The 20,644-nt window shown below is 61.7% G+C and carries 15 protein-coding genes; 5 read left to right on the top strand and 10 right to left on the bottom strand.

Annotated features, from left to right (window positions below):
• Positions 1–47: 47 nt before the first annotated feature.
• Positions 48–7,088, bottom strand: a complete 7,041-nt coding sequence (locus IF189_RS02990) for an NEL-type E3 ubiquitin ligase domain-containing protein (RefSeq protein ID WP_192552788.1) — start codon at positions 7,086–7,088, stop codon at positions 48–50.
• 178 nt (positions 7,089–7,266) lie between these two features.
• Between IF189_RS02990 and IF189_RS02985 the strand changes: the two genes are divergently transcribed.
• Complete coding sequence (locus IF189_RS02985; protein WP_192552787.1) at positions 7,267–8,394, top strand: sensor histidine kinase; 1,128 nt, start codon at positions 7,267–7,269, stop codon at positions 8,392–8,394.
• Between the two features lie 5 nt (positions 8,395–8,399).
• Here the strand turns inward: IF189_RS02985 and IF189_RS02980 are convergent, their stop codons facing one another.
• Positions 8,400–8,705: a chaperone modulator CbpM gene (locus IF189_RS02980; protein WP_119429418.1), complete on the bottom strand. Its 306-nt coding sequence runs from the start codon at positions 8,703–8,705 to the stop codon at positions 8,400–8,402.
• A gap of 23 nt (positions 8,706–8,728) precedes the next feature.
• Positions 8,729–9,679 (bottom strand): DnaJ C-terminal domain-containing protein, encoded by a 951-nt coding sequence (locus tag IF189_RS02975; protein WP_134825312.1) that lies wholly within the window; start codon positions 9,677–9,679, stop codon positions 8,729–8,731.
• A gap of 292 nt (positions 9,680–9,971) precedes the next feature.
• On the opposite strand from IF189_RS02975, the gene IF189_RS02970 reads away from it, so the two are divergent.
• Positions 9,972–11,246: an Hsp70 family protein gene (locus IF189_RS02970; protein ID WP_134825311.1), complete on the top strand. Its 1,275-nt coding sequence runs from the start codon at positions 9,972–9,974 to the stop codon at positions 11,244–11,246.
• 61 nt (positions 11,247–11,307) lie between these two features.
• Here the strand turns inward: IF189_RS02970 and IF189_RS02965 are convergent, their stop codons facing one another.
• The 3 genes from IF189_RS02965 to IF189_RS02955 all read right to left on the bottom strand — a co-directional run bounded on the left by IF189_RS02965 (position 11,308) and on the right by IF189_RS02955 (position 13,583).
• Positions 11,308–12,321 (bottom strand): AI-2E family transporter, encoded by a 1,014-nt coding sequence (locus IF189_RS02965; protein ID WP_085711192.1) that lies wholly within the window; start codon positions 12,319–12,321, stop codon positions 11,308–11,310.
• A gap of 98 nt (positions 12,322–12,419) precedes the next feature.
• The gene (locus tag IF189_RS02960) at positions 12,420–12,725 is read right to left on the bottom strand and encodes a PsiF family protein (RefSeq protein ID WP_065258819.1); all 306 of its coding nucleotides are present in this window, start codon (positions 12,723–12,725) and stop codon (positions 12,420–12,422) included.
• Between the two features lie 63 nt (positions 12,726–12,788).
• Positions 12,789–13,583: an AraC family transcriptional regulator gene (locus IF189_RS02955; protein WP_134825310.1), complete on the bottom strand. Its 795-nt coding sequence runs from the start codon at positions 13,581–13,583 to the stop codon at positions 12,789–12,791.
• A gap of 98 nt (positions 13,584–13,681) precedes the next feature.
• On the opposite strand from IF189_RS02955, the gene IF189_RS02950 reads away from it, so the two are divergent.
• Entirely contained in the window at positions 13,682–14,569 is an 888-nt protein-coding gene (locus IF189_RS02950) for a DMT family transporter (protein ID WP_134825309.1), read from the top strand.
• 120 nt (positions 14,570–14,689) lie between these two features.
• Here IF189_RS02950 and IF189_RS02945 read toward each other — a convergent pair whose 3' ends face one another.
• The 3 genes from IF189_RS02945 to IF189_RS02935 form a co-directional block, all read right to left on the bottom strand.
• A complete protein-coding gene (locus IF189_RS02945) occupies positions 14,690–15,580 on the bottom strand; it encodes an esterase/lipase family protein (RefSeq protein ID WP_134825308.1) in 891 nt (296 codons plus the stop codon).
• 91 nt (positions 15,581–15,671) lie between these two features.
• Positions 15,672–15,977 (bottom strand): DMT family transporter, encoded by a 306-nt coding sequence (locus tag IF189_RS02940; protein ID WP_064379132.1) that lies wholly within the window; start codon positions 15,975–15,977, stop codon positions 15,672–15,674.
• Positions 15,978–16,616 (bottom strand): FMN-dependent NADH-azoreductase, encoded by a 639-nt coding sequence (locus IF189_RS02935; protein WP_114881240.1) that lies wholly within the window; start codon positions 16,614–16,616, stop codon positions 15,978–15,980. It lies immediately after the preceding gene.
• Positions 16,617–16,735: 119 nt separating this feature from the next.
• On the opposite strand from IF189_RS02935, the gene IF189_RS02930 reads away from it, so the two are divergent.
• Positions 16,736–17,653, top strand: a complete 918-nt coding sequence (locus IF189_RS02930; RefSeq protein ID WP_192552786.1) for a LysR substrate-binding domain-containing protein — start codon at positions 16,736–16,738, stop codon at positions 17,651–17,653.
• A 90-nt stretch (positions 17,654–17,743) separates the two neighbouring features.
• Positions 17,744–18,274, top strand: coding sequence for a ferritin-like domain-containing protein (locus IF189_RS02925; protein ID WP_085711185.1), 531 nt, complete (start codon positions 17,744–17,746; stop codon positions 18,272–18,274).
• 102 nt (positions 18,275–18,376) lie between these two features.
• Here the strand turns inward: IF189_RS02925 and IF189_RS02920 are convergent, their stop codons facing one another.
• On the bottom strand, positions 18,377–20,452 hold the full coding sequence (locus tag IF189_RS02920) for an AsmA family protein (protein WP_134825306.1): 2,076 nt from the start codon (positions 20,450–20,452) through the stop codon (positions 18,377–18,379).
• Between the last annotated feature and the right edge of the window lie 192 nt (positions 20,453–20,644).

Genomic DNA, 20,644 nt, shown 5'->3' with positions numbered 1-20,644 from the left:
AAAAGCCCCGGTCGTCGAGGTTTTCGGTGACCGGGGCTGACTACGCTTCAGCGGGTCGAGGTATCCATCAAATAACGTGAAGGGCCGGGCTGTTCCTCTTCGGGCCCGATCAGCACCGGCTCGCCTGTTTCCAGGTGTGACAGAGCAATCAGTTGCTGGTTGCGCTCAATGGTGCGTTCAACCTCGAGCATCTGCACCGCCTCCTGGTACGCCGTGCTGGTCACGTCTTCGTACTCATCCTCGAGTCGTTGCAGCTTTTCTTCTGCGCCGCGCTTGAGCGCGTCAAGCTCAGTCGGGTATTTCTCGGTCAGGTACTGCACCCAGTAATCACGGCTGATCAGTTCTTCATAAAACTGCTCACTCGTTTCGGCTCGCATGACCGCCGCACGGGCGGCTACCAGATCATCGCCCCTGAGCGGCCGGGCAAAGCGCATGTGGCTGGGTTGCCCCGGCAGTTGCAGACCGTCGTCCCAACCCGACGTCAGACCGATTCGATACTGCAGACGCACTTCCGCCGGATCGGCGTGACGGCCCATGCTGCTGGCCGCGAGTTTTTCCACCTGCCCCAGGCGAAACAGTTGCCGCGACAGGTCGAGCAACGCGCGCCCCTTGTCCGCAAGACCGGGCTGCAAATGGCGCAAGGCGTTGTACTCAAACACTTTGACTTCGATTTCGCTGAGCGCCAGGGTTCGCCCGTCGACGCAGGTCGTGTGCGTGGTCGCCATGGAGAACAGTGTGTCGCGAAGCTCCTGACTGCCATCGGCCGCCTCGACGATTTCCCAGACCCGTCGGGTCAGGTCGGCGCGATAAACCCGGAACTCTTCGGTGTCCGGCATCCGGGAAAGCAGATGGAAGAAGGCCTCGTTGTCGGGTTCAGCCACCAACCGCTGCCACATCGCCCGAAATCGCCCGGCGTCCTCCTCGGGGATGTTTTCAATCCATGGCGTCACTTGCTGCTCAAGGACCGTTTCGGCCAGTGGCGGAAGGACCTCATCGGGTTCACTTTCGATCTCCAGCTCTTCGACATCGCTTTCAGTGGTGCTGTCCATGTCATCGATCATCCGGTCGATGTCGGCATACGTCAGGCCCAGCACGTCACGCCGTCCATGAGCATCGGCATATTCACGCAGCCCGAGCAGACTTTGTTGCGATATCTCGTAGTTCTCCGCCAGGTTGCTGCCCGTTAATAACGCCGCATGGCTGCCGTCATACAACGCGGTGGGGATCGATGCGATTTCATTGCTGCTCAAGTCGATCGTTTGCAAGCGTGGGGCTTGCAATACGCCTTCCGGCCAGGCGGTAAGCAGGTTATCGCGCAGATCCAGCCGCTCCAGTTGCCCGAACCCCGAGACACTGAAGGAACGCAGGCTGTTATGGCTCAGATCCAGCCACTTCAACTGTGTAAGGCTCTCCAGCGCCTGACCCGCAGCAGCGGAGTCCGCGAGGCCGGTAAGCGACAGTTCCAGCCGCTCCAGCTGAAGCATATGTGTCACCGGTTCGGGTACCACCGCCAAGTGATTACCGCTGAGGTTGAGCCGGCGCACGTGAGGGAATGCCCTGAGAAAACCGCTGGAGCCTTGCGAAGTAAGTTTGACGCCCCCGAGATTCAGACTATTCACCGCCGCGAACGTTGCGCCCGGCTCGGGCAGGTTGCCCACCTGCAGACCGTTGAGGTCCAGCTCGCGATCCGCAACACCATTCCAGTCGACCGTGCCTACGCGCCAGCATTCAATGATGCGCTGCGCGGCGAGCTGGCGTGTGCGCGATGACACGACCCAATCCATGCCCCGGGTTTCATGGGTGAACAGCCAATCGTTCAGACGCCGCGTCAGGGACTCGAAGTCGCGGTCCCATGCGTCGATTTGCTCAGCGATCTGCACCTCGCTCAGTCCCGCGTCCTGCATCCGCTCGATGGCCTGTTGCGCCCGGGTGTTGTCGTACTGCGGGCGCAGACGCCGGACACGGGCGACCCAGCCCGCCGGACCCTCGACTGCAAGCGGCGGCGGTAACGGCAGCAATCGCCGTGCGATGACCGAGCCACTTTCGGCGGGCGGTGTACGATGGCGCGGCTCTTCCACCGCAAAACGCTGCAGCGAACCGGGAACCAGACCTCGGTTCTCTTCAATCCTCTGCCGTGCAGTGGCAAGAGCCGCTTTGGCTTGCGGGTTCAACGGAGTGCCGGTCAGGCTGGTATCAAGCAGCAATGCATCACGCGCCAGCAGCGCATCCGGCAGCGAGGTCAACTGGCTGTCACTGAGGTCCAGCCAGGTCAGTTCCGGCAGTTCCTCGGCACCGGTTGGCCATTCACGCAGGGACGTGGCACTCAAGTCCAGCGCCATCAGGCGATTCATCCCGCGCACGTCGATCATGTTCAACGGGTTGTCATGCAGATTCAGCGTTTCAAGCGCCGGCAGATCTCCGGACTCCAGCGGCAGCGCGGACAGACCGCAATGGCTCAGGTCCAGGGTATCGACATTGCGAAACGTTCGGATGAACCCGCGCAGTTGATCAACCGGTGCCTGCAATCCTGCCAGGTGCAGGCTTCTGACGTGGGTGAAACCTTCAGCGGACAAGGTCGGCAGGCTCTCCACCGGCGAGCCGAGAATATCCAGCACCGAGGCCTCATTGGGCAGGCTCACATACAGGTTGTAGAAAAGGCTTTCAGTGCGCGCGCCATAGCGTTGGAACAATCCGCTGCGCCAACTGTTTCTCAACGCCTCGGCCACCGCCGAGCGTGCTGCACCGCCATTGAACACTGTCGGCTCGGATCCGACCCATTCCTGAAGCCGGTTCAGCTCACTGAATTGCTCACTCAAGGTTTCGATCGCGGCGAAACGACTGCCGACGTCCGTCCACTGCGCCTTGAACCCCGTACTCAAGACATCGAACAGGCTCGGTTCCATGCCGACAAAACGCTTGAGTTCACCACGACAATAGTCCGCAACCATTTCATCCAGATCGAGCAGATGACGAGGCTGACTCCGGACAAACTCATAGATCGGCTTGAACACCCGTCGCGGAAATTTCGACCAGTCCAGTGACAGACCGGACAACAGCCGTTGATGGCCTTCATAGATTTCCATCGGCAGGGTATTGATCGCGGTCGATCGCAGATTCAAACGTTCCAGTCGCGGCAGATCGAGAACCCCATGAGGCCATTGGTGCATCTGCGGACTGCCGACGACGAGCCTGCGCAACTGCCGCATGCCCCCGACATCGAGCGTCATGGGCACCACCGGATTCACTCCGCCTGCGGTACAACGCAGCTCCAGCTCTTCCAGCCGGGTCAGCTCCCGCAGTCGCGACGCCACCTGGCCGGTAATCGGCGTGGAGAGTTTCAGGCGGGTCATGTGTCGCAATGTTTTCAATGTCGCGAGCACTTTGTCGAACTCCGCCACGCTCGCGTGCAAGGCGAGTTTCTCGACATTGGGAAACGCTGCAAGCGTATCGCCAACCACCGGGGTGCGCAGCGTCAGTTCACGAACGTGGGTGAAGTCCGCCGTCAATGACGGCAGAGGTGCGTCACTGATCAGGGTCAGGCGGGCCGCGTGCGGCAGGTGATCGGCCAGTGGTGCATTGCGCCAGCAGTCCTTGATGCTTTGCACCACGCTGACGAACTCGTCACGAGTGCTGCGCAAACGCAGGTTCTGCGACATCAACCATTGATCGAGTGTTGCCTCCAGCTCCCGCCACTCGCTCAACCGGTTATTGAGCAGATGAAAAATCTGTTGATCGCTCCTGCCCAATCGCCATTGCTCAAGTATGAAACCCCGGGCCTGAACGTCGCTCAACCCCGGATAGACGTTCTGCACGTGGACCGTCAACGCCTGGCTCGGCCCCGGCCCGTCGCCACTGGCGGGATAACCGAGCACTCCGGGTGCGATGCGTTGCGGGGGTTTGAACCATGGTTTGTCGATGGTGCCTGCCCGCAGAATCCGCGCCGACTGGCTGCGTTCGGCGAGCGCCCGTTCGATGATCGTGCGTTGCAGGTCGTTGCTCTGCCAGACATTCGGCAGGCCCAGCCCATGACGTGCCTCATCGGGCAGGGCATGCATCAACGAAGCGTAAAAATTGTCGCCTTTGTGCGGGATACTGTTGAGCGGCTCGTCACGTTCATTGACAGCCTGATAGGCATCTCCGTACTTGACCAGATACTTGCGAGTCGAGGCGGTTTCGCTGCCGATGGCGTCCAGCATCGGGCCGTTGATGCTGCCCTCACGGATTTCCAGACGCACGTCACTGGACCAGCCTGGCAGTCGTCCCAACGTCTGCAACGCGAGATGGCGGCTGTCGGCAGAAGCCATGGTTTCACTGCGCAACCCGGCCAGAGCCCGGGTCAGGCGCCCCGTCTGGCCATACCAGCGACCGAGTTCCTGCAAATGCAACGGAACCTTCGCCGTTCTGTCCAGCCTCGCCAGTTCTTCGGCATTCGCCTGGCTCAGGGCGGCGTATGCCCCTCGCTCGGTCAGGCCGGGGATGATCCGTTGCAGCCTGGCCGTCCTGGGCGCCACCGGCGCAGTAACTTTGAGCAGGCTGTCGAACAACGCAGGCTGACGGGCGCTGGCAAAATCGGCAATCTGTCCGGCGAGTTCCTGTGCCCGTGCAGCCCGAACGCGTGCAGGCTCGCCGCCCAACAGACGAACCGTCTCGACTTCATTCAGTGCCGCGAGTATTCGCGCTGGCAACGCCCCCCGCAGTACTTCAGCCCGGCTGATCCGGATCGGCGCCTTGCCCCCGCGCCTTTTACCGTAGCTGAGTGCCGTGCCCGAAAAATCGGAAGACTCGTAGACCTTCAACTGCCGCCCCCACGGCCAGCGCGGCATATCGGGCAGCAGCGGCAGCACCTGCAGATAGCGATCATCAATGGGTTGTCGGCCTGCAATCTGTTCGACGATCAGTCCGGCATCCCGCTCGGCGTTGAACAGGCGCATGGCATCCGCCAGCTCCGGGGGGGGCAAGGTATTGTCCAGGTGCATCTTGCGCAGGGCGTCATCGCTGACACCGGCCATATCGGCAAGGGTCAGCAACTGCTCGTCGGCGAAAACATCAGTGCTGTGGCCGATGCGCCGCAGGAGTGTCAGCCGGTCCCACTCCTGCGGACGCTCAAGCGTATGTCGCCAGGCGCCGGCACCGTTGTGGGCCAGCGGCGGTTGATAAGCCTGCGGATCGTCCGGGTGATTGATTCGCCATGCATTGAGCGACTCGTCGTAAGTCTGTCGGTACGTCTTGCCATCAAGCCGAATGTAGTGGTCTTGTCCGACCCGGTACTGCCCCAGCGCGTTCGGCACCGCACGCGAGTCCAGCGTGACCGGGCTCTCGTAACCGTTCAGGTCAGGTTTCCACAATCGGATCCTGCCGTCTGGCATCTGTACCTGCTGCAGGTTTTCGATGACCGGTGTCGATCTGGCAGCAGTCAGCCGGGCAAGCCCCTTGCCGGCCCCCGCCATCAAAGCAATCAACGCGAGATTCTGCGCGACATCGATCAGGTGTGCCTTTGCAGCCTTGCGATCCCCCTCACTCCACTCGATGGCGCCTTCAAAGGTTTCTTCGAGCAGTTGCCCGGCCATCGCCACCATCATCACTTCGCCCAATACCGGCACGAACATCGAAATGCCGGTCAGCACCAGCATGCCGATGTTCAGCAGCGCGGCGAGCTTTTCCGAGCGCACTCTGGCATCGACATCCGCCGTGGGCACCGCATGGCTGCGAGCATCGGCAATCAGGCGCTCGCGATGCTGGTCGAACAGGTAGCTCCACAGATCGACATTATCCGCCCAGATCCCTTGGCCCTTGCGGGACAGGTCCACCGGATTCAGATACGGATCCGCATTCGGCACCTGCGCGACGGGTGACGCCGGAGGCAATTCGCGAATCCCGGTCAACGCCCCGCTGATCGGGTTGAGGGCCTTGAAAATCTCATTGAATAGCGGAGCGTAGGGCTCCAGTCTTTGTGCGAATGTCCGGTCGGGCGTGTCGTTGGTGAACTGACTGAAAAAGCGTGGCCGGTCAGCATAGGCGACGAATTGGCTGAAAAAGCGCTGGTAGGCATTCGGCTCTGCGGGATGTGCCTGACTGACGTCTCGCGTGGTGAAGCGCTGCCTGAACATCGCTTCCATTTCCCGGCCCTTGTAGCGCTTGAGCGGGTGGAAAGGATCGCCCGGGATATACAGGATCGAGTCGTCGCTGTAGCGGTATTTTTCGCAGATCGTGAACAGTACGCAGCCGGTCATGCGTCGGCCCATCAGGCTCAGATCGCAGAACCAGATCTGCCGTTTGCCCTGACGCGGCGCCAGCTCGCCATTGAGGATCGAGCGAATCGAAGCGTAGTCCTCGCGCCCGATATCGCCCTTGACCAGGGCCAGCTCGGCGGCCGCACGCAGAGCGCTCTTGTGCGCGTCGATGAATTTGTCGCGCAACCCATGTTCGGCCACCGCATCTTTGGGATGCAGGAAATCCTTGAGATACGCCTGATACTTCGCCCCGATGTCCAGCGAACGGCACAGGCCGGTGAACTGTTCGACCGTCAAACGGGTACTCAACGGCTCCAGGGTTCCTGGTGTCGAGGTTTCGAGGCGAAATCCCGATGTGCGATGAAAGACCCCGTTTTTACATTCACGGGCTTCGAAGTTATGCAGGGCTGCCTGTAGCAAGGGCAGCTTCAGGACTTCGAAAAAATCGATTTCGAAGGCAAAAATTCCCATCTCCACCGGTTTGTTCAGTACCAGCCAGGTCTTGTTGACATCCAGCGTCACGTTGAAACGGCCCTTGAGCGCCTGGGTCAGCAATGGCGCTGCGAAGCTGTCGATGTCCTGGAAGGTCGACATGGCCTTGTCCAGGCGCGACCGGGCGGCGAGGCTGTCGGCCGCAGCATCACCGACGGCCTTGCGTTGCTCGCGGGATGCGCTCCTGTACCAGTCCGGCGGGGCGGAGTCGGCATTCTTCAATGCCTCGCGCTGGCGCATTGGTGCATTGACCAGCCACTCGGGGCTGGACTGCTGAAGCCAGTCAGCGTGCAGGCTTTGTGTCACCACCGGCCCCGGCGGCGCAACGTTGTCCGCAGAAGATAAAGCGGCAGGGATTTCGGACATGGGTTCACTCCTTGAAATGGAGCGAAAGCAGACCATGGAGAACCGCCGTGGCTGAGGTACATATGTCTTGTCGCACGGCATCTTGTCAGCGCAAATTTCCGGCCCGAGCGGCGCTTTCATTCCCGCACAAAGGGGCTAATATTCGAACGCCCCGCCTTGAATTTCCAGGAACCCGGACATGCGTTTATCCGAATTCATCCGGCAACACGCGGATCACATCGTCGAGGAGTGGGAACAGTTCGCCAGGACCATCACTCCGGCGGCCGAGACCCTGGACCAGGCGGCGCTGCGCGACCATGCCAGGGCGATACTGCTGGCCGCAGCACGTGATATGGACACCGCACAGACCGCCAGCGAGCAAATTGCCAAGGCCAAGGGCGAAGGGCCGGAGAAAACCCCGAGCCTGGACGAGGCCGGCGCCAGCCACGGTGAGTTGCGCCACACCGTAGGCTTCGATCTGGTGCAGATGACTTCGGAATTCCGCCACCTGCGCGCCTGCGTGATCCGCTTGTGGGTCGGCATGTTGCAGTCGCCGGACATGGCGTACTTCCAGGACATGATCCGTTTCAACGAAGCCATCGATGAAGCCCTGGCCGAATCGACGGCGGCCTACGCCGAACAGGTCAATCGCTCACGCGATATTTTCCTCGCGATCCTCGGCCACGACCTGCGCGCACCGCTGCAAGCGGTCAGCATGTCGACCGAGTTGCTGATGCGTAAAACCACTCTGGAAGGCGATGCGCTGACCTGCGCATTGAATATCAAACACGGCGCGCGACACATGGCGGCCATGGTCAGCGATCTGCTGGAACTGGTACGCAGTCGCCTGGGCAAGAGCCTGCCCATCGAACCGGCGCCGATGGACATGGCCGACACGGTGCGAGCGGCCATCGCCGAAGCCTGCGCCGGCAATCCCGAATGCGATCCGACCCTGAAGATCGACGGCGATACCCGAGGTGTCTGGGATGCCGGGCGGCTGGATCAGTTGCTGCAGAATCTGATCGGCAACGCCCTGCAACATGGTTCGAATCCGCGGGAATTGATCGTGACCCTGCGCGGCGAGAACGACGCGGTGCATCTGTCGGTGCACAACGATGGCGAACCGATCCCGGATGAAGCCATCGGCACTATTTTCGATCCGCTGGTACGCAGCGCCGACGAAGAACTTGGCCAGCCGTCCACCAGCCTTGGCCTGGGGCTGTTCATCGTCAAGGAAGTGGTGACCGCCCACGGCGGGACGATCGAAGTCAGCTCAAGCGAAACCGAAGGGACGCTGTTCAGCGTAATGCTGCCAAGGAAGAGCTGAAGCAGTCACTCGACCACCAGCCGCCCCAACCGCTGACGGAGCATGCGGTTCTCGGCCCGCAGTTCCTGCACTTCTTCCAGCAGATCCAGCGCCAGGGCGACGCCTTCCCACTCCAGCTCCAGGTCGCGCCGCAGCTTGGCGGCGCGTTTGGCCAGTGCCAGTTCGTAGTCGGTGAAGCGCCATTCCCGGGGCTGTGCGCCCTGAGGTTCGAGGATGCCGTGTTCGACGATTTCGATCACGTAGACGTCCGACAGATCGGCCGCCTCACAGAATTCTGCCATGTCCAGTTGAACGATCAGGGGGCTGCTCATGATGGGCTACTCCGTCGTCAGTATCAGAAGTTCTCTCGCGGATTGAAGGCGGCCTTTTTCGCCAGTTCCTGCCACAGCGCCTTGACGTCATCGCTGGCGGCCTTCGGCATCACGGCCTTGAGCTGGACGAACAGATAACCGCGCTCGCCGGCCTTGTTCTGCAGACCGTGCCCCTTGGCGCGCATGCGCTGGCCGTTCTGGCTGCCGGCCGGCACCTTGAGGTTGATCTTGCCGGTCAGGGTCGGCACGGCCACTTCGGCGCCCAGCGCCAGTTCCCACGGGGCCAGCGGCAAAGTGATGATCAGGTTTTCGCCTTCGACATCGAATTTCGGGTGCGGCGCGAAACGAATCGTCAGGTACAGATCGCCATTGGCGCCGCCACCAATGCCCGGTGCGCCCTGGCCCTTGAGGCGGATGCGCTCGCCGTCGGTCACGCCCGCCGGGATCTTCACGTTCAGGCTCTTGCTGGTGTTGCTGACGTGCTGGCCGCTGGCGTTGTATTGCGGCACCTGGAAGCTGATTTTTTTCGATTCGTTCGACAGGGTTTCTTCCAGAAAAATCGGCAGTTCCAGTTCCACGTCTTGCCCTCGGCGCCCGGCGCTGCGGGATTGCCGGCCAGCGCCGCCACCGAAACCGGGGCCGCGATTGCCAAAGATCGAACTGAAGAAGTCCGAGAAATCACCCGTTTCGCCACCACCGCCACCGAAGCCGCCACGGCTCTGCCAGCCCGGCGGGCCCTGGAACGGCTGACCGTGCTGGCCGTAGCGACGCAGGTCGTCGTATTCGGCGCGCTTGTCGGCGCTTTTCAGCGCTTCATAGGCTTCCGAGGCATCCTTGAACTTGGCCTCGGCGTCTTTTTCCTTGCTGACATCGGGGTGGTATTTGCGCGCGAGCTTGCGATAGGCAGCCTTGATTGCCTTGTCGTCAGCCGTCGGCTCCACGCCGAGTATCTTGTAATAGTCTTTGAAGTCCATCGAAGGAATCACCATCCGTTATCGATTTCGCGCCGTTGCCAGCATGCGCCGATTCGCGCAAGGCCGGTTGACCGATCTCAAGGTTGTGACCGGGTGGCGCAGCAGAAGTTTATCGGCAGTGGACGGCGGTTCTTGCGACCGCCGGTGTGTCTGCCGGCCCATGCCAGCAAGTTTGGGGCAAAGCGCCGACTTTCAAGCAAGCTTAGACGCGAAATAGCGGATGACCGGCCTTCGAATCTGTCGCGCACTGACATACACTGCGCGGCCGTTTTTTTGACCGGAACCGAAAGACATGAAAGACGCCTCTCCAGCCCGTGCCTGCGGCATCGACTTTGGCACGTCCAACTCCACCGTCGGCTGGCTGCGCCCCGGCATGGAAACGATGATCGCGCTGGAAGACGACAAGATCACCCTGCCGTCGGTGGTCTTCTTCAACATCGAAGAACGCCGCCCGGTCTACGGTCGCCTGGCGCTGCACGAATACCTGGAAGGCTACGAAGGCCGGCTGATGCGCTCGCTCAAGAGCCTGCTCGGTTCCAAACTGATCAAGCACGACACCAGCGTCCTCGGCACCGCGATGCCGTTCAAGGACTTGCTCGGGCTGTTCATCGGCCAGCTCAAGAGCCGTGCCGAAGCCGCCGCCGGTCGTGAGTTCGAGCAGGTGGTGCTGGGCCGTCCGGTGTTTTTCGTCGACGACGACCCGCTGGCCGACCAGGAAGCCGAAGACACCCTGGTGGAAGTGGCGCGCAAGCTCGGTTTCAAGGACGTTTCGTTCCAGTACGAGCCGATCGCTGCGGCCTTCGACTACGAGTCGACCATCGAAAAGGAAGAGCTGGTACTGATCGTCGACATCGGCGGTGGTACATCGGACTTCTCGCTGGTGCGCCTGTCGCCTGAGCGCCGGGGCATGGATAACCGTCACGACGACATACTCGCCACCGGCGGCGTGCACATCGGCGGGACCGACTTCGACAAGCAACTGAGCCTACAAGGCCTGATGCCGCTGTTCGGCTACGGCAGCCGCATGAAGAGCGGCGCATTTATGCCGACCAGCCACCACATGAACCTGGCGACCTGGCACACCATCAACTCGGTGTACTCGCAGAAGTCGACCCTGGCCCTGGGCAGCATGCGCTACGACATCGAGGACACCGGCGGCATCGACCGTCTGTTCAAGCTGATCGAACAGCGAGCCGGGCACTGGTTGGCGATGGAAGTGGAAGAAACCAAGATTCATCTGACCCACAACGACAGCCGTCACGTGCCGCTGGACCGGATCGAGTCCGGGCTGAACGTCGAGTTGACCCGCGCCCTGTTCGAATCGGCCATCGATTCGCAGCTTGAGCGCGTGCGTGGCAGCGTCACGCAATTGCTGGCGGACGCCAATGTGGCGGTGGGTCAGGTCGATACGGTGTTCTTCACCGGCGGTTCCAGCGGTATTCCGGCACTGCGCAACAGCGTTTCGGCGATGCTGCCGAACGCGCGGCATGTGGAAGGGAATATCTTTGGCAGCATCGGCAGCGGTCTGGCGATTGAGGCCATGAAGCGTTATGGCTCGATGAACTGACACCACGCTGAGGGTTCCCACGCTCTGCGTGGGAACGATCTGACAAGGATCTTCGCTGTCCTTAAACCATCCCGCCCAGCTTCAACTCACTCTTCAGATACGCGTAATAAATCGGTCCCGCCACCACCCCCGGCAGGCCGAACGCGGCCTCGAACACCAGCATCGCCAGCAGCAACTCCCAGGACTTGGCACTGATCTGCCCGCCGACGATGCGCGCGTTGAGGAAGTATTCGAGCTTGTGGATAAAGATCAGGTAGCCCAGCGCGGCAACCGCCACCCAGATCGACAGCGACAGGCCGACGATAGTGATCAGCGTGTTCGACATCAGATTGCCAATCACCGGCAACAGCCCGAGCAGGAATGTCAGCACGATCAGGGTCTTGGTCAGCGGCAGCTTGATCCCGAACAGCGGCAGGATCACCGCCAGGAAGATCCCGGTGAAGAAGGTGTTGAGCAGGGAAATCTTGATCTGCGCGAAGACAATGTTGCGGAACGCCTGAACCAGCAGGTGCAGACGGTCGAACAGTGCGGCCGCCAGCGGCTTGCGCTTGGTGACATCCGGCACGCGCTGAAGGGCGATGATCGCGCCGAGCACCATGCCGATCAGCAGGGTCACGAACATGTGCGCCGCGTCCTTGCCCACCAGTTGCAGCTCGGACAGATGCTTGCTCGCCCATTCACCGATGGCCACACGGAACTCGGCGGCGCTGGCGGGCAGGTAGCTGTCCAGGAACGGCGGCAGTTGCCCGCGCGCACGGTCAACCACACCCATGAATTTGTCGAGGGAAGCCCCGGGATTTTCCGCCTCGTGCAGAAGGAAACTGATCGCCCCGGCAAAGATCAGCGCCAGCACACTCACCACCAGCGTGCCCAGCAAAGCCACCGCCAGCCAGCGCGCACGGCGGCCTTCGATCAGCCGTTGCAGTTGCGGAGTGAGCATGTTGACCAGCTCGAACACCAGCAGACCGGCCAGCAGACTGGGCAACAAACGCAGCGGCAGTACCAGCAGCAAACCGCCGAAAATGATGATGCAACTGACCCAGAACACAACATGACGCTCAGAAAACGTTGGCATACAGCCTCAAAACGAACGGCGTAAAAGGATTGGCAGTCTGCCAGCGATCCGGCGCCGAAGCGAGCGGATGCCCTGCCGCTCGCTGCGATCTGTCGATCTTATTTTTTCTTCAGGCAATCGCTCATGAACGCCTTGCGCGCATCACCCGTCAGCGCCTTGGTCTTGGCGTCGGCATTGCAGGTCTTCATCTTTTCCTGCTGCGGGGTCAGGGTCTTGGCGTCATTGGCCGCCGGTGCTGCCTTCAGGCAAGTACTCATGAAGGCCTTGCGCTCGTCGCCCTTCAGGCTCTTGGCCGTGGCGTCGGCGTTGCAGGTGGTCATCTTGTTCTGTTGCGCCGTGGCGGCGAAACCCTGGGAGCACAGCAGCAGACCGATCATCAACAAAGGGACACGCAGCATCTTCATGGAGTTTTCTCCTTGTCGCCGCATCGATGGATACGGCCTCCGGCTGAGTGTAGTCAAAGCTTGTTACACCTTCCTGCTCTCCAGGTGACTGCGCCGGTACTGTTCCGGCGTACACCCGGCCTGACGGGCGAACATGGCGATGAACGCCGAGCCGCTGCTGTAACCGAGATCGAAGGCGATTTCCTGCACGCTGCGCGAACTCTCCAAGGCCTCGATGGCGGCGAGATAGCGCAAGCGCTGACGCCACTCGCCGAAACTCATCCCCAACTCCCGCACAAACTGCCGGGCCAGAGTGCGCTCGCTGACATGCACCTGCGCCGCCCAGTGCGCCAGCGGCTCGTTGTTGCCGGGCTCGGCCTGCAGGGTTTCGAGGATGGTCAGCAAACCGGGGCTGCTGGCATAGGGCAGATAACACTGATGAACCGGCGCCTGGCGCAATTGATCCACCAGCACCTGGGCCAGGCGCTGGTCGGCGTCGAACGCGGGGATCTTCACATCCCGGGCGGCGAAGTCCTTGAGGATCGCCTTGAGAATATCGCTGATCGCCAGCGTGCAAACCTGCGCCGGCAAATCCGCGCAGACCTCGGGCGCCAGGCACACCGCCCGGTAATTCACCGGCTGATGGCTGTAGAAACTGTGCTCGACCTGCGGCGGCACCCACACCGCGTATTGCGGCGGCGACATGAAGCGGCTGCCGTCGACATCCATGTGCAGCACGCCGTGGGCCGCGTATTCCAGCGTGCCCCACGGGTGGCGGTGCGGCGCGGCGTATTCGTGGGCGTTGAAGTCGGCATAGCGGAAATACACCGCCGACGGCAGTTCGCTGAAATCCAGCAGATCGATGTGTTTACTGTTCATGCTGTCCGGAATCAGGGGCGGGTTGTCCGGTTCGCAGTATAGACCTGCATCCAGACAGGGGATAATCACCGTTCATCAACGTACTGGTTTCTCCTCCCATGCAATACGCGTTTCCCCTGCTGGCGATTTTCATCTGGGCCGGCAACACCGTGATCAACAAGCTGGCCGTCGGTGCGATCTTCCCCGCCGAAATCGGCTTCTACCGCTGGCTGCTCGCCGGGCTGCTGTTTACCCCGTTCATGCTCAAAAAAGTAATTGAGCACTGGCCGCAGATTCGCCCGAACCTGGGCAAGATTTTCATCCTCGGCGTGCTGGGCATGGCGGTCTATCAGAGCCTGGCCTACTTCGCGGCGACCATGACCAGCGCCACCAACATGGGCATCATCCTGTCGCTGATGCCGTTGATGTCGCTGGCCATGGCAATCATCAGCCTCGGCCAGCGCCTGACCGCCGGTGCTCTGGTCGGTGCGGTGCTGTCATTCGCCGGCGTGCTGGTGGTGGTGTCGTCCGGCAGCCTCGGCGCGCTGCTGCAACACGGGGTGAACCTGGGTGACGCGATGATGCTGATTGCCACCCTCGCCTACGCGATCTACAGCACCCTGCTGAAAAAATGGCAGCTGCGCCTGCCGCCGCTGGTGTTGCTGTATTTGCAGGTGCTGGTGGCGGTGGTGGTGCTGTTTCCGCTGTACGCCGCGTCGCCGAAAACCGGCCTGACCCTGCAGAACATTCCGCTGGTGCTGTACGCGTGCCTGCTGGCCTCGATGCTTGCGCCACTGGCGTGGATGCAGGCCGTGCAGCGCTTGGGGCCGAGCCGGACCACGCTGTTCTTCAACCTGCTGCCGTTGATCACTGCGCTGATTGCAGCGGTGGTGCTGAAGGAACAACTGGCGATGTATCACCTGGTCGGTGGCTTGCTGACACTGGGCGGGGTGATTCTTTCGGAGCGTTGGACCACCGTGCTCGGCCGCCGAGTCAGCGTTGCCTGATCGGGCGCCTTCGCTGGCAAGCCAGCTCCCACAGGACTGGGGTCGAACATACAACTTGTGGACGCCCGAATCACTGTGGGAGCTGGCTTGCCAGCGATGAACGATAACGTGGTCTGACTGTTAGACCCCGGCAGCCTTGAGGCGCGCCGCGTGCTCGACGAACAGCCGCACCGGGTCCGCGCCTTTGCCAACCAGTCCCAGTGACTGGTTGACGATGTCGAAGTGATCCATCGGGTAGTCATCACCGATGACCGTACCGAGGTGCGAGCTGTAGCGTCCGACCATGCCGTCGCACTGCCCCGGCTCGCGAACGAAGGTTTTAGCGAACAACCGGCAACTGCGGTTGGTGCCGTCGAACAGGTTGCCGCCACGGTCGGTCTTGCCCGGCTGCAAGGTGCCGGACCATGAGTAATAACGCACCCCGTTGACCTCCTCCGGCCCGTGCCCGCCCCAGGTTTGCGGCAGGCCCTGTGGATAACGCTGATTGAACAGCGCCACGCCTTCGGTGGTCAGGGAATGGTGCGAGGCGTGGATATCCACCGGCAGTTTCGGCCCGTGATAACCGGTTTCCAGCAGCGCCATCAGCCAGCCGACAAAACGCAACAATGCCTCGAGGATGCGACCCCGAGCGCTGACTGCCGGATAGTGTTTCGCCAGATAGTCGGCCAGTTCCGAACCGTGATTGGGCCCGGCCACCGACGTCACCGACGCCACCAGATCCGGACGCTTGGCCGCCGCGTAACGCGCCGTCAGCGAACCCTGACTATGGCCGAACAGATTGACCTTGGCCGCACCGGTCTCGCGCAGGATTTCATCGATGCGCGCCAGCAATTGCTCGCCACGCACCTCGGTGGAATTGAGCGGCGACACCTGCACCGCAATCACCGTCGCCCCACCCCGGCGCAACGCTTTGATGATCCCGTACCAGTACGGGTACAGCACCAGACGGATGAAACCGAGCATTCCCGGCACCAGCACCAGTGGATAACGTGTGGCCGATTCCTGCGACATGGGCAGACATCCCTGTGGTCGGTGGGTGGATGCATGACGTGCAAAACGCCCGCCAAGCATCCTCCTCGATGATGACAAGTCCACGACCAGCCTACTTCAGCCCCACCACCCCCGCCACAATCAGCCCTACCGACAACAATTTCACCAGCGTCAGGCTCTCGCCCAGCAGCGCGAAACCGAGAAACACCGTGCCGAGCGAGCCGATGGCCGTCCAGATCGGGTAGGCGATGCTCACCGGCAGCTCGCGCATGGCCAGGGTCAGGAAATAAACCCCGCCCACCGCCGCGATCACGGTAATCAGCGATGGCCACAGCCGGGTGAAACCTTCGGCGTATTTCATGCCCATGGCGAAGGTCACTTCGAACCCGGCGGCGATCAGCAGAAACAGCCAGGCCACCTAGAACTCCCGGGCCAGGTCGAGCAAGCGCTGCTCGGCCTCGGCCACCGACACCGCGAAGGTGCGTTCGGCGGATTCCTCGCCCTCGGCCGCGACCACCGTGACGTCGTTGATGCCGATGAAACCCAGCGCCGTGCGCAGCCATGGATCGGCGTGGTTCAGCGCCTCCAGTTCACCACCCGGGCCAAAACCGAATCCGCCGCGACTGGTGACGATCAGCGCTCTCTTGCCCTTCAGCAGCGGCGTGTACTGGGCGACGCCGTTGTCCAGGGTGTGGTCGAACGTCAGGCCCAACCGCACGATCTGATCGACCCAGGCCTTGAGGCCGCTGGGCACGTTGAAGTTGTACATCGGCGTGGAAATCAGCAGCAGGTCGTGATCGAACAACTCCCCCACCAGTTGATCGCTGAGGGCCAGATCTGCCTGCATCGACAACGGCCGCGCTTCGGGCTCCGGATAAAACGCCGCCGCGACAAATGCCTCGTTGACCGCCGGGATCAGCGCACGCCCAACCTCGCGGCGAGTGACTTGCGCCTGCGGATGACGGACTTGCCAGGCGCTGAGAAAACTTTCCGCCAGGCGCCGCGAATGGGAACGCTCACCGCGTGGGCTGGCATGAATCGCAAGAATCTTGCTCATCTGAAACTCCTTGGGACTAGACTTGAGTGACTGTGTGGCGCCAGATTGCTGCCATTCAGTCATCGCCTCAAATGAGCAAAAATCAGTCTGGATGAATTGATTTCATCCATGGAGTTTTCATGTTCGCTTCACTGCCGCTGACCGCCCTGCGCGCCTTTGAATCCGCCTCACGGCTATTGAGCTTCAAGGCGGCCGCCGAAGAACTGGCGGTGACGCCGACGGCGATTTCCCATCAGATACGCTCGCTGGAAGACTGGCTCGGCGTGGCGCTGTTCGAACGCCTGCCACGTCAGGTGCGTCTGACCGAAGGCGGCGAGCGGCTGTTTCGCAGCCTGCACGGGGCGTTTCTGGAGGTGGCGCAAAGCGTCGACACCCTGCGCCCGCAACGCAGCGGCAGCAGCCTGACGCTGTCGACCACCGCCGCCTTCGCCGCGCTGTGGCTGGTGCCGCGACTGGGGCGGTTTTATGCGAAACACCCGAACATCAATGTGCGGCTGGACACCCATTGCGAAGTGATCGACCTGCACCAGGACGCCAGCGTCGATCTGGTGCTGCGCTACAGCCTCGACGATTACCCGAACCTCTACGGGTTGTGCCTGTTCGACGAATCGTTCGGCGTGTACGGCTCGCCGGAACAAGTAGCGCTGGCCGCCCGTCGCACGCCATCGTTGATCAGCGTGCACTGGCACAACTCGAAGCTGTATGCCCATGGCTGGGAAGCCTGGTGCGGCAAGTCCGGGGAGAACTGGATGAACCAGCATCCGGTGATCCGCGAATACGACGAAGAACACTACGCCCTGCAAGCCGCGATCGCCGGGCAAGGGCTGGTGCTGGCGAGCAATATTCTGGTGTCGGAAAGCGTCGCCAGCGGCTTGCTGGTGCCGTACAAGGGCGAGGTGCAGGTCGATGGCGCGGGTTATAGCGCACTGTGCGTGCCGGGGCGCGAGCGGCACCCGCCGGTGCGCGCATTCTTCGCTTGGCTGCAGGAAGAAGCGCAGTTGTCCGGACTGTCGCCGAGATCGCCGAAAAATACATAAAACTTTTTGCAGCGCGCATCACTCACAACCTGGGTAGCGATCACGTCGGCAGAACGTGGCGCCAATCGGATTAGCCTCCAGGAGACTGAAATGAGTGACCTGCATTTGTCTGATGTTCAAACCCTGCGCGAGCGCGCACGCCAGCACGTCGAAAACGGCGCAGTGACCGAAAGCTACAGCGCCAATCGAGAAGAAGTGCTGCGTCTGCTCAATGAATCGCTGGCCACGGAACTGGTCTGCGTCTTGCGCTACAAGCGCCACTACTTCATGGCCAACGGCCTGAAGGCCAATGTTGCTGCTGACGAGTTTCTCGAGCACGCCACTCAGGAAGCGGCTCACGCCGACCGCCTCGCCGAGCGCATCGTGCAACTGGGCGGCGAGCCGGAGTTCAACCCGGACTTGTTGTCGAAAATGTCCCACGCGCAATACGTGGCGGGCAAAACCCTGAAGGAAATGGTCTACGAAGACCTGGTGGCCGAACGGATCGCCATCGACAGCTATCGCGAGATCATCCAGTACATCGGCGAAAAGGATCCGACCACGCGCCGGATCTTCGAAGACATCCTGGCTCAGGAAGAAGAGCATGCCGATGACATGGCGGACATCCTGAAAGACCTCTGATTCCTCCAGATCCAATCGCGGGCAAGCCCGCTCCCACAGGGTTTTCACTGAACCTGTGGGAGCGGGCTTGCCCGCGATAGCTTTCTGATAAACGCTAAAGAATCATTTAGTGGGTTTGACGGTCACGGGTGCCTTGCCCGCCTTCATCTGCTCCAGCAACGGCGCGCACTGGTTCGGCTCGCCACCGCTCGGCGCCACCAGCGCCAACAGCCCCGCCGCCGGTGCAGCGATCACACCTAGCGCCACCATCCCGGCCCCTCGCAGCATCAGCGGCACCGCTTTGACCCCGGCATCCGGCTTGATGAACTTGCCGCGCACGTACAGCGGCGAACGCAGGGAAATCAGACGCCAGCCCTTGGATTCCGGCGTCACGGTCAGGTCCAGTTGCTCGGTGGCCATGTTCGCCGTGCCGTCGATGTAGATGATCGCGTTCTCGGTATCGAACACGAACAGCCGCGTGGTTGCCAGACCGGTCTTGATGTCGAAGTCTGCCGCCGCGCAATTGATCTTCACTTCCTTGTCGCCAAAGACCTTGCCGACCACGTAGTTGCCGACGTTAAGTCCCGCCAGTTCCATCAGTTCACGACTGATGGCGCCGTCGTTGATCAGCATCTTCAGGTTGCCGTTGGCGCCGCCCAGCAGCTTGGACACCGAGTTGCCGCGACCGCTGATGTCGGCATCGCCGTTGAGCTCGCCGAAACTGGTCTTCATCGGTTCGAAGGTCGGGAACAGCTGCTTGAGCTTGAACTTGCGTGCGGTCAGTTTCGCCCGGCCTTCCAGCGGTTCAGCACGGCCGTTGAGGCGGATCTGCGCATCAAGGTTGCCGCCGGCCACGCCGAAGCGCAGCGGCTCCAGGCTCAGTTCGCCGTCGTTGAGTTTGAGGTGGGTATAGAGGTCGGTGAACGGCAGCTTCTCGCTGTGGACGATGCGTTTGCCGGTGAATTCGACGTCGGCGTCCATCGCCCGCCAACGATCGGTCTTGAACTCCTCCACCGGCAGCACCTTGTCCGCCGGTTGCTTGCTCTCGCCACCACGGGCCTTTTGCTTGTCGTTGGAATCAGCGCCAATCAGCGGCGCGAGGTCGGCGAACAGCAGTTGATTGGACAGCAACGCCCCGCTGAGTTTGGGCCGTGGCTGGCTGGCAACGTAGGCCAGGTCGCCATGAATGTCGCTGCCGCCGATCTTGCCGTTGAACTGCTCGTAGCGGAACTGCGCGCCGTCCGGCTCATGCAGTTTGGCGATCAGATGACCGTCGGTGGAATACGGCGGTGTGTCCGGCAGGGTCACGCCGGTCAGCGGATAGAGATTGCCAAGGCTGGCGCCCGCCAGTTTCAGGCGCAGGTCGAGGGCGCCGAGGTTGAGCGGATCGGTCAGGGTGCCGGCGAGTTCGATGCTGGTGTCGCCGATTTTCGCCTGGGCCTGCAGCGGGAACGGTTTGGCTGCATCCTGCAGGGCCAGCAGGCCGCCGACCTTGCCCTGGCCGGTGAGTTTCTGACCGTGGTACTGGCCGGTGACTTTCAGTGCAAAAGCGTAATCCTGCGGCGCGCCGCCCTTTTCCAGCGCGGTTTTCGCCGCTTTGTCGCCGACGATTTCGCTGAAGGGAATCGGCTTGCCCAGCGGGTCGATCAACAGGTCGAGGTTGGTCTTGAGAGTCTGGTCGTCCAGGGTGACGTGACCCTTGTCGAAACCGATGGCGCCGATGTCCACCACCCAGTTCGAGGGCTCGGCATTCGGGTCCTTGGGATCGAATTTGAACGTCCAGTTGGCGCGGCCATCGGCCAGACGCTGCAATTGGGCGTTGGGTTCGGTCAGGTCGATGCGCGGAATCGTCACCCGTTGCGCCAGCAAGGCCAGCGGCGAAATGCGCAACTCGACTTTTTTGAGGGTGACCATCTGCGGCTGCTTGGACCAGTCCGGGTTACCCAGGGTCAGGTCTTCGGCCACCACATGGGGCCACGGCACCCAGGCGCGCCAGCCGCCCTCGTCGAGTTCGCGCCGCCAGACCACTGACAGGTTGCCGTTGATGGCGAACGGTCGATGCAACTCTTCCGAAACTTTGGCATTGAGCGGCGGTTTGATCCGGTTCCAGTCGAAGAACACGATGATCAGGACCAGCACCGCCAGCAACAGCACGAGGGTGGCGAAGGTCCAAGCGAAGATTTTACGGGTGCGCGTCATGCACAAAACTCCTGAAAACGACTGCGGATCGACGCCGCTGATACAACGGGCCTTGCAGGGCCCTCATGAAGTCTACGACTGACAAACCGCCCGCAGGTTTAATCGAAAGCCCCATCGGGGCCAAAAAACGGTGGCCATTCTGACCGATCGGTCGAATCGGCGTTACCGGCCCCGCACTTTTGCGGGGCGCAA

The organism is Pseudomonas sp. IzPS59 (assembly GCF_014863505.1).
Taxonomy (GTDB): Bacteria; Pseudomonadota; Gammaproteobacteria; order Pseudomonadales; family Pseudomonadaceae; genus Aquipseudomonas; species Aquipseudomonas kribbensis.
This window is presented reverse-complemented; position numbering and strand designations above follow the sequence as displayed.

Excerpts from the sequence above, each read along its gene's own strand:
- IF189_RS02990 (WP_192552788.1), bottom strand. The coding sequence starts at position 7,088 with ATGTCCGAAATCCCTGCCGCTTTATCTTCTGCGGACAACGTTGCGCCG.
- IF189_RS02985 (WP_192552787.1), top strand. The coding sequence starts at position 7,267 with ATGCGTTTATCCGAATTCATCCGGCAACACGCGGATCACATCGTCGAG.
- IF189_RS02980 (WP_119429418.1), bottom strand. The coding sequence starts at position 8,705 with ATGAGCAGCCCCCTGATCGTTCAACTGGACATGGCAGAATTCTGTGAG.
- IF189_RS02975 (WP_134825312.1), bottom strand. The coding sequence starts at position 9,679 with ATGGACTTCAAAGACTATTACAAGATACTCGGCGTGGAGCCGACGGCT.
- IF189_RS02970 (WP_134825311.1), top strand. The coding sequence starts at position 9,972 with ATGAAAGACGCCTCTCCAGCCCGTGCCTGCGGCATCGACTTTGGCACG.
- IF189_RS02965 (WP_085711192.1), bottom strand. The coding sequence starts at position 12,321 with ATGCCAACGTTTTCTGAGCGTCATGTTGTGTTCTGGGTCAGTTGCATC.
- IF189_RS02960 (WP_065258819.1), bottom strand. The coding sequence starts at position 12,725 with ATGAAGATGCTGCGTGTCCCTTTGTTGATGATCGGTCTGCTGCTGTGC.
- IF189_RS02955 (WP_134825310.1), bottom strand. The coding sequence starts at position 13,583 with ATGAACAGTAAACACATCGATCTGCTGGATTTCAGCGAACTGCCGTCG.
- IF189_RS02950 (WP_134825309.1), top strand. The coding sequence starts at position 13,682 with ATGCAATACGCGTTTCCCCTGCTGGCGATTTTCATCTGGGCCGGCAAC.
- IF189_RS02945 (WP_134825308.1), bottom strand. The coding sequence starts at position 15,580 with ATGTCGCAGGAATCGGCCACACGTTATCCACTGGTGCTGGTGCCGGGA.
- IF189_RS02935 (WP_114881240.1), bottom strand. The coding sequence starts at position 16,616 with ATGAGCAAGATTCTTGCGATTCATGCCAGCCCACGCGGTGAGCGTTCC.
- IF189_RS02930 (WP_192552786.1), top strand. The coding sequence starts at position 16,736 with ATGTTCGCTTCACTGCCGCTGACCGCCCTGCGCGCCTTTGAATCCGCC.
- IF189_RS02925 (WP_085711185.1), top strand. The coding sequence starts at position 17,744 with ATGAGTGACCTGCATTTGTCTGATGTTCAAACCCTGCGCGAGCGCGCA.
- IF189_RS02920 (WP_134825306.1), bottom strand. The coding sequence starts at position 20,452 with ATGACGCGCACCCGTAAAATCTTCGCTTGGACCTTCGCCACCCTCGTG.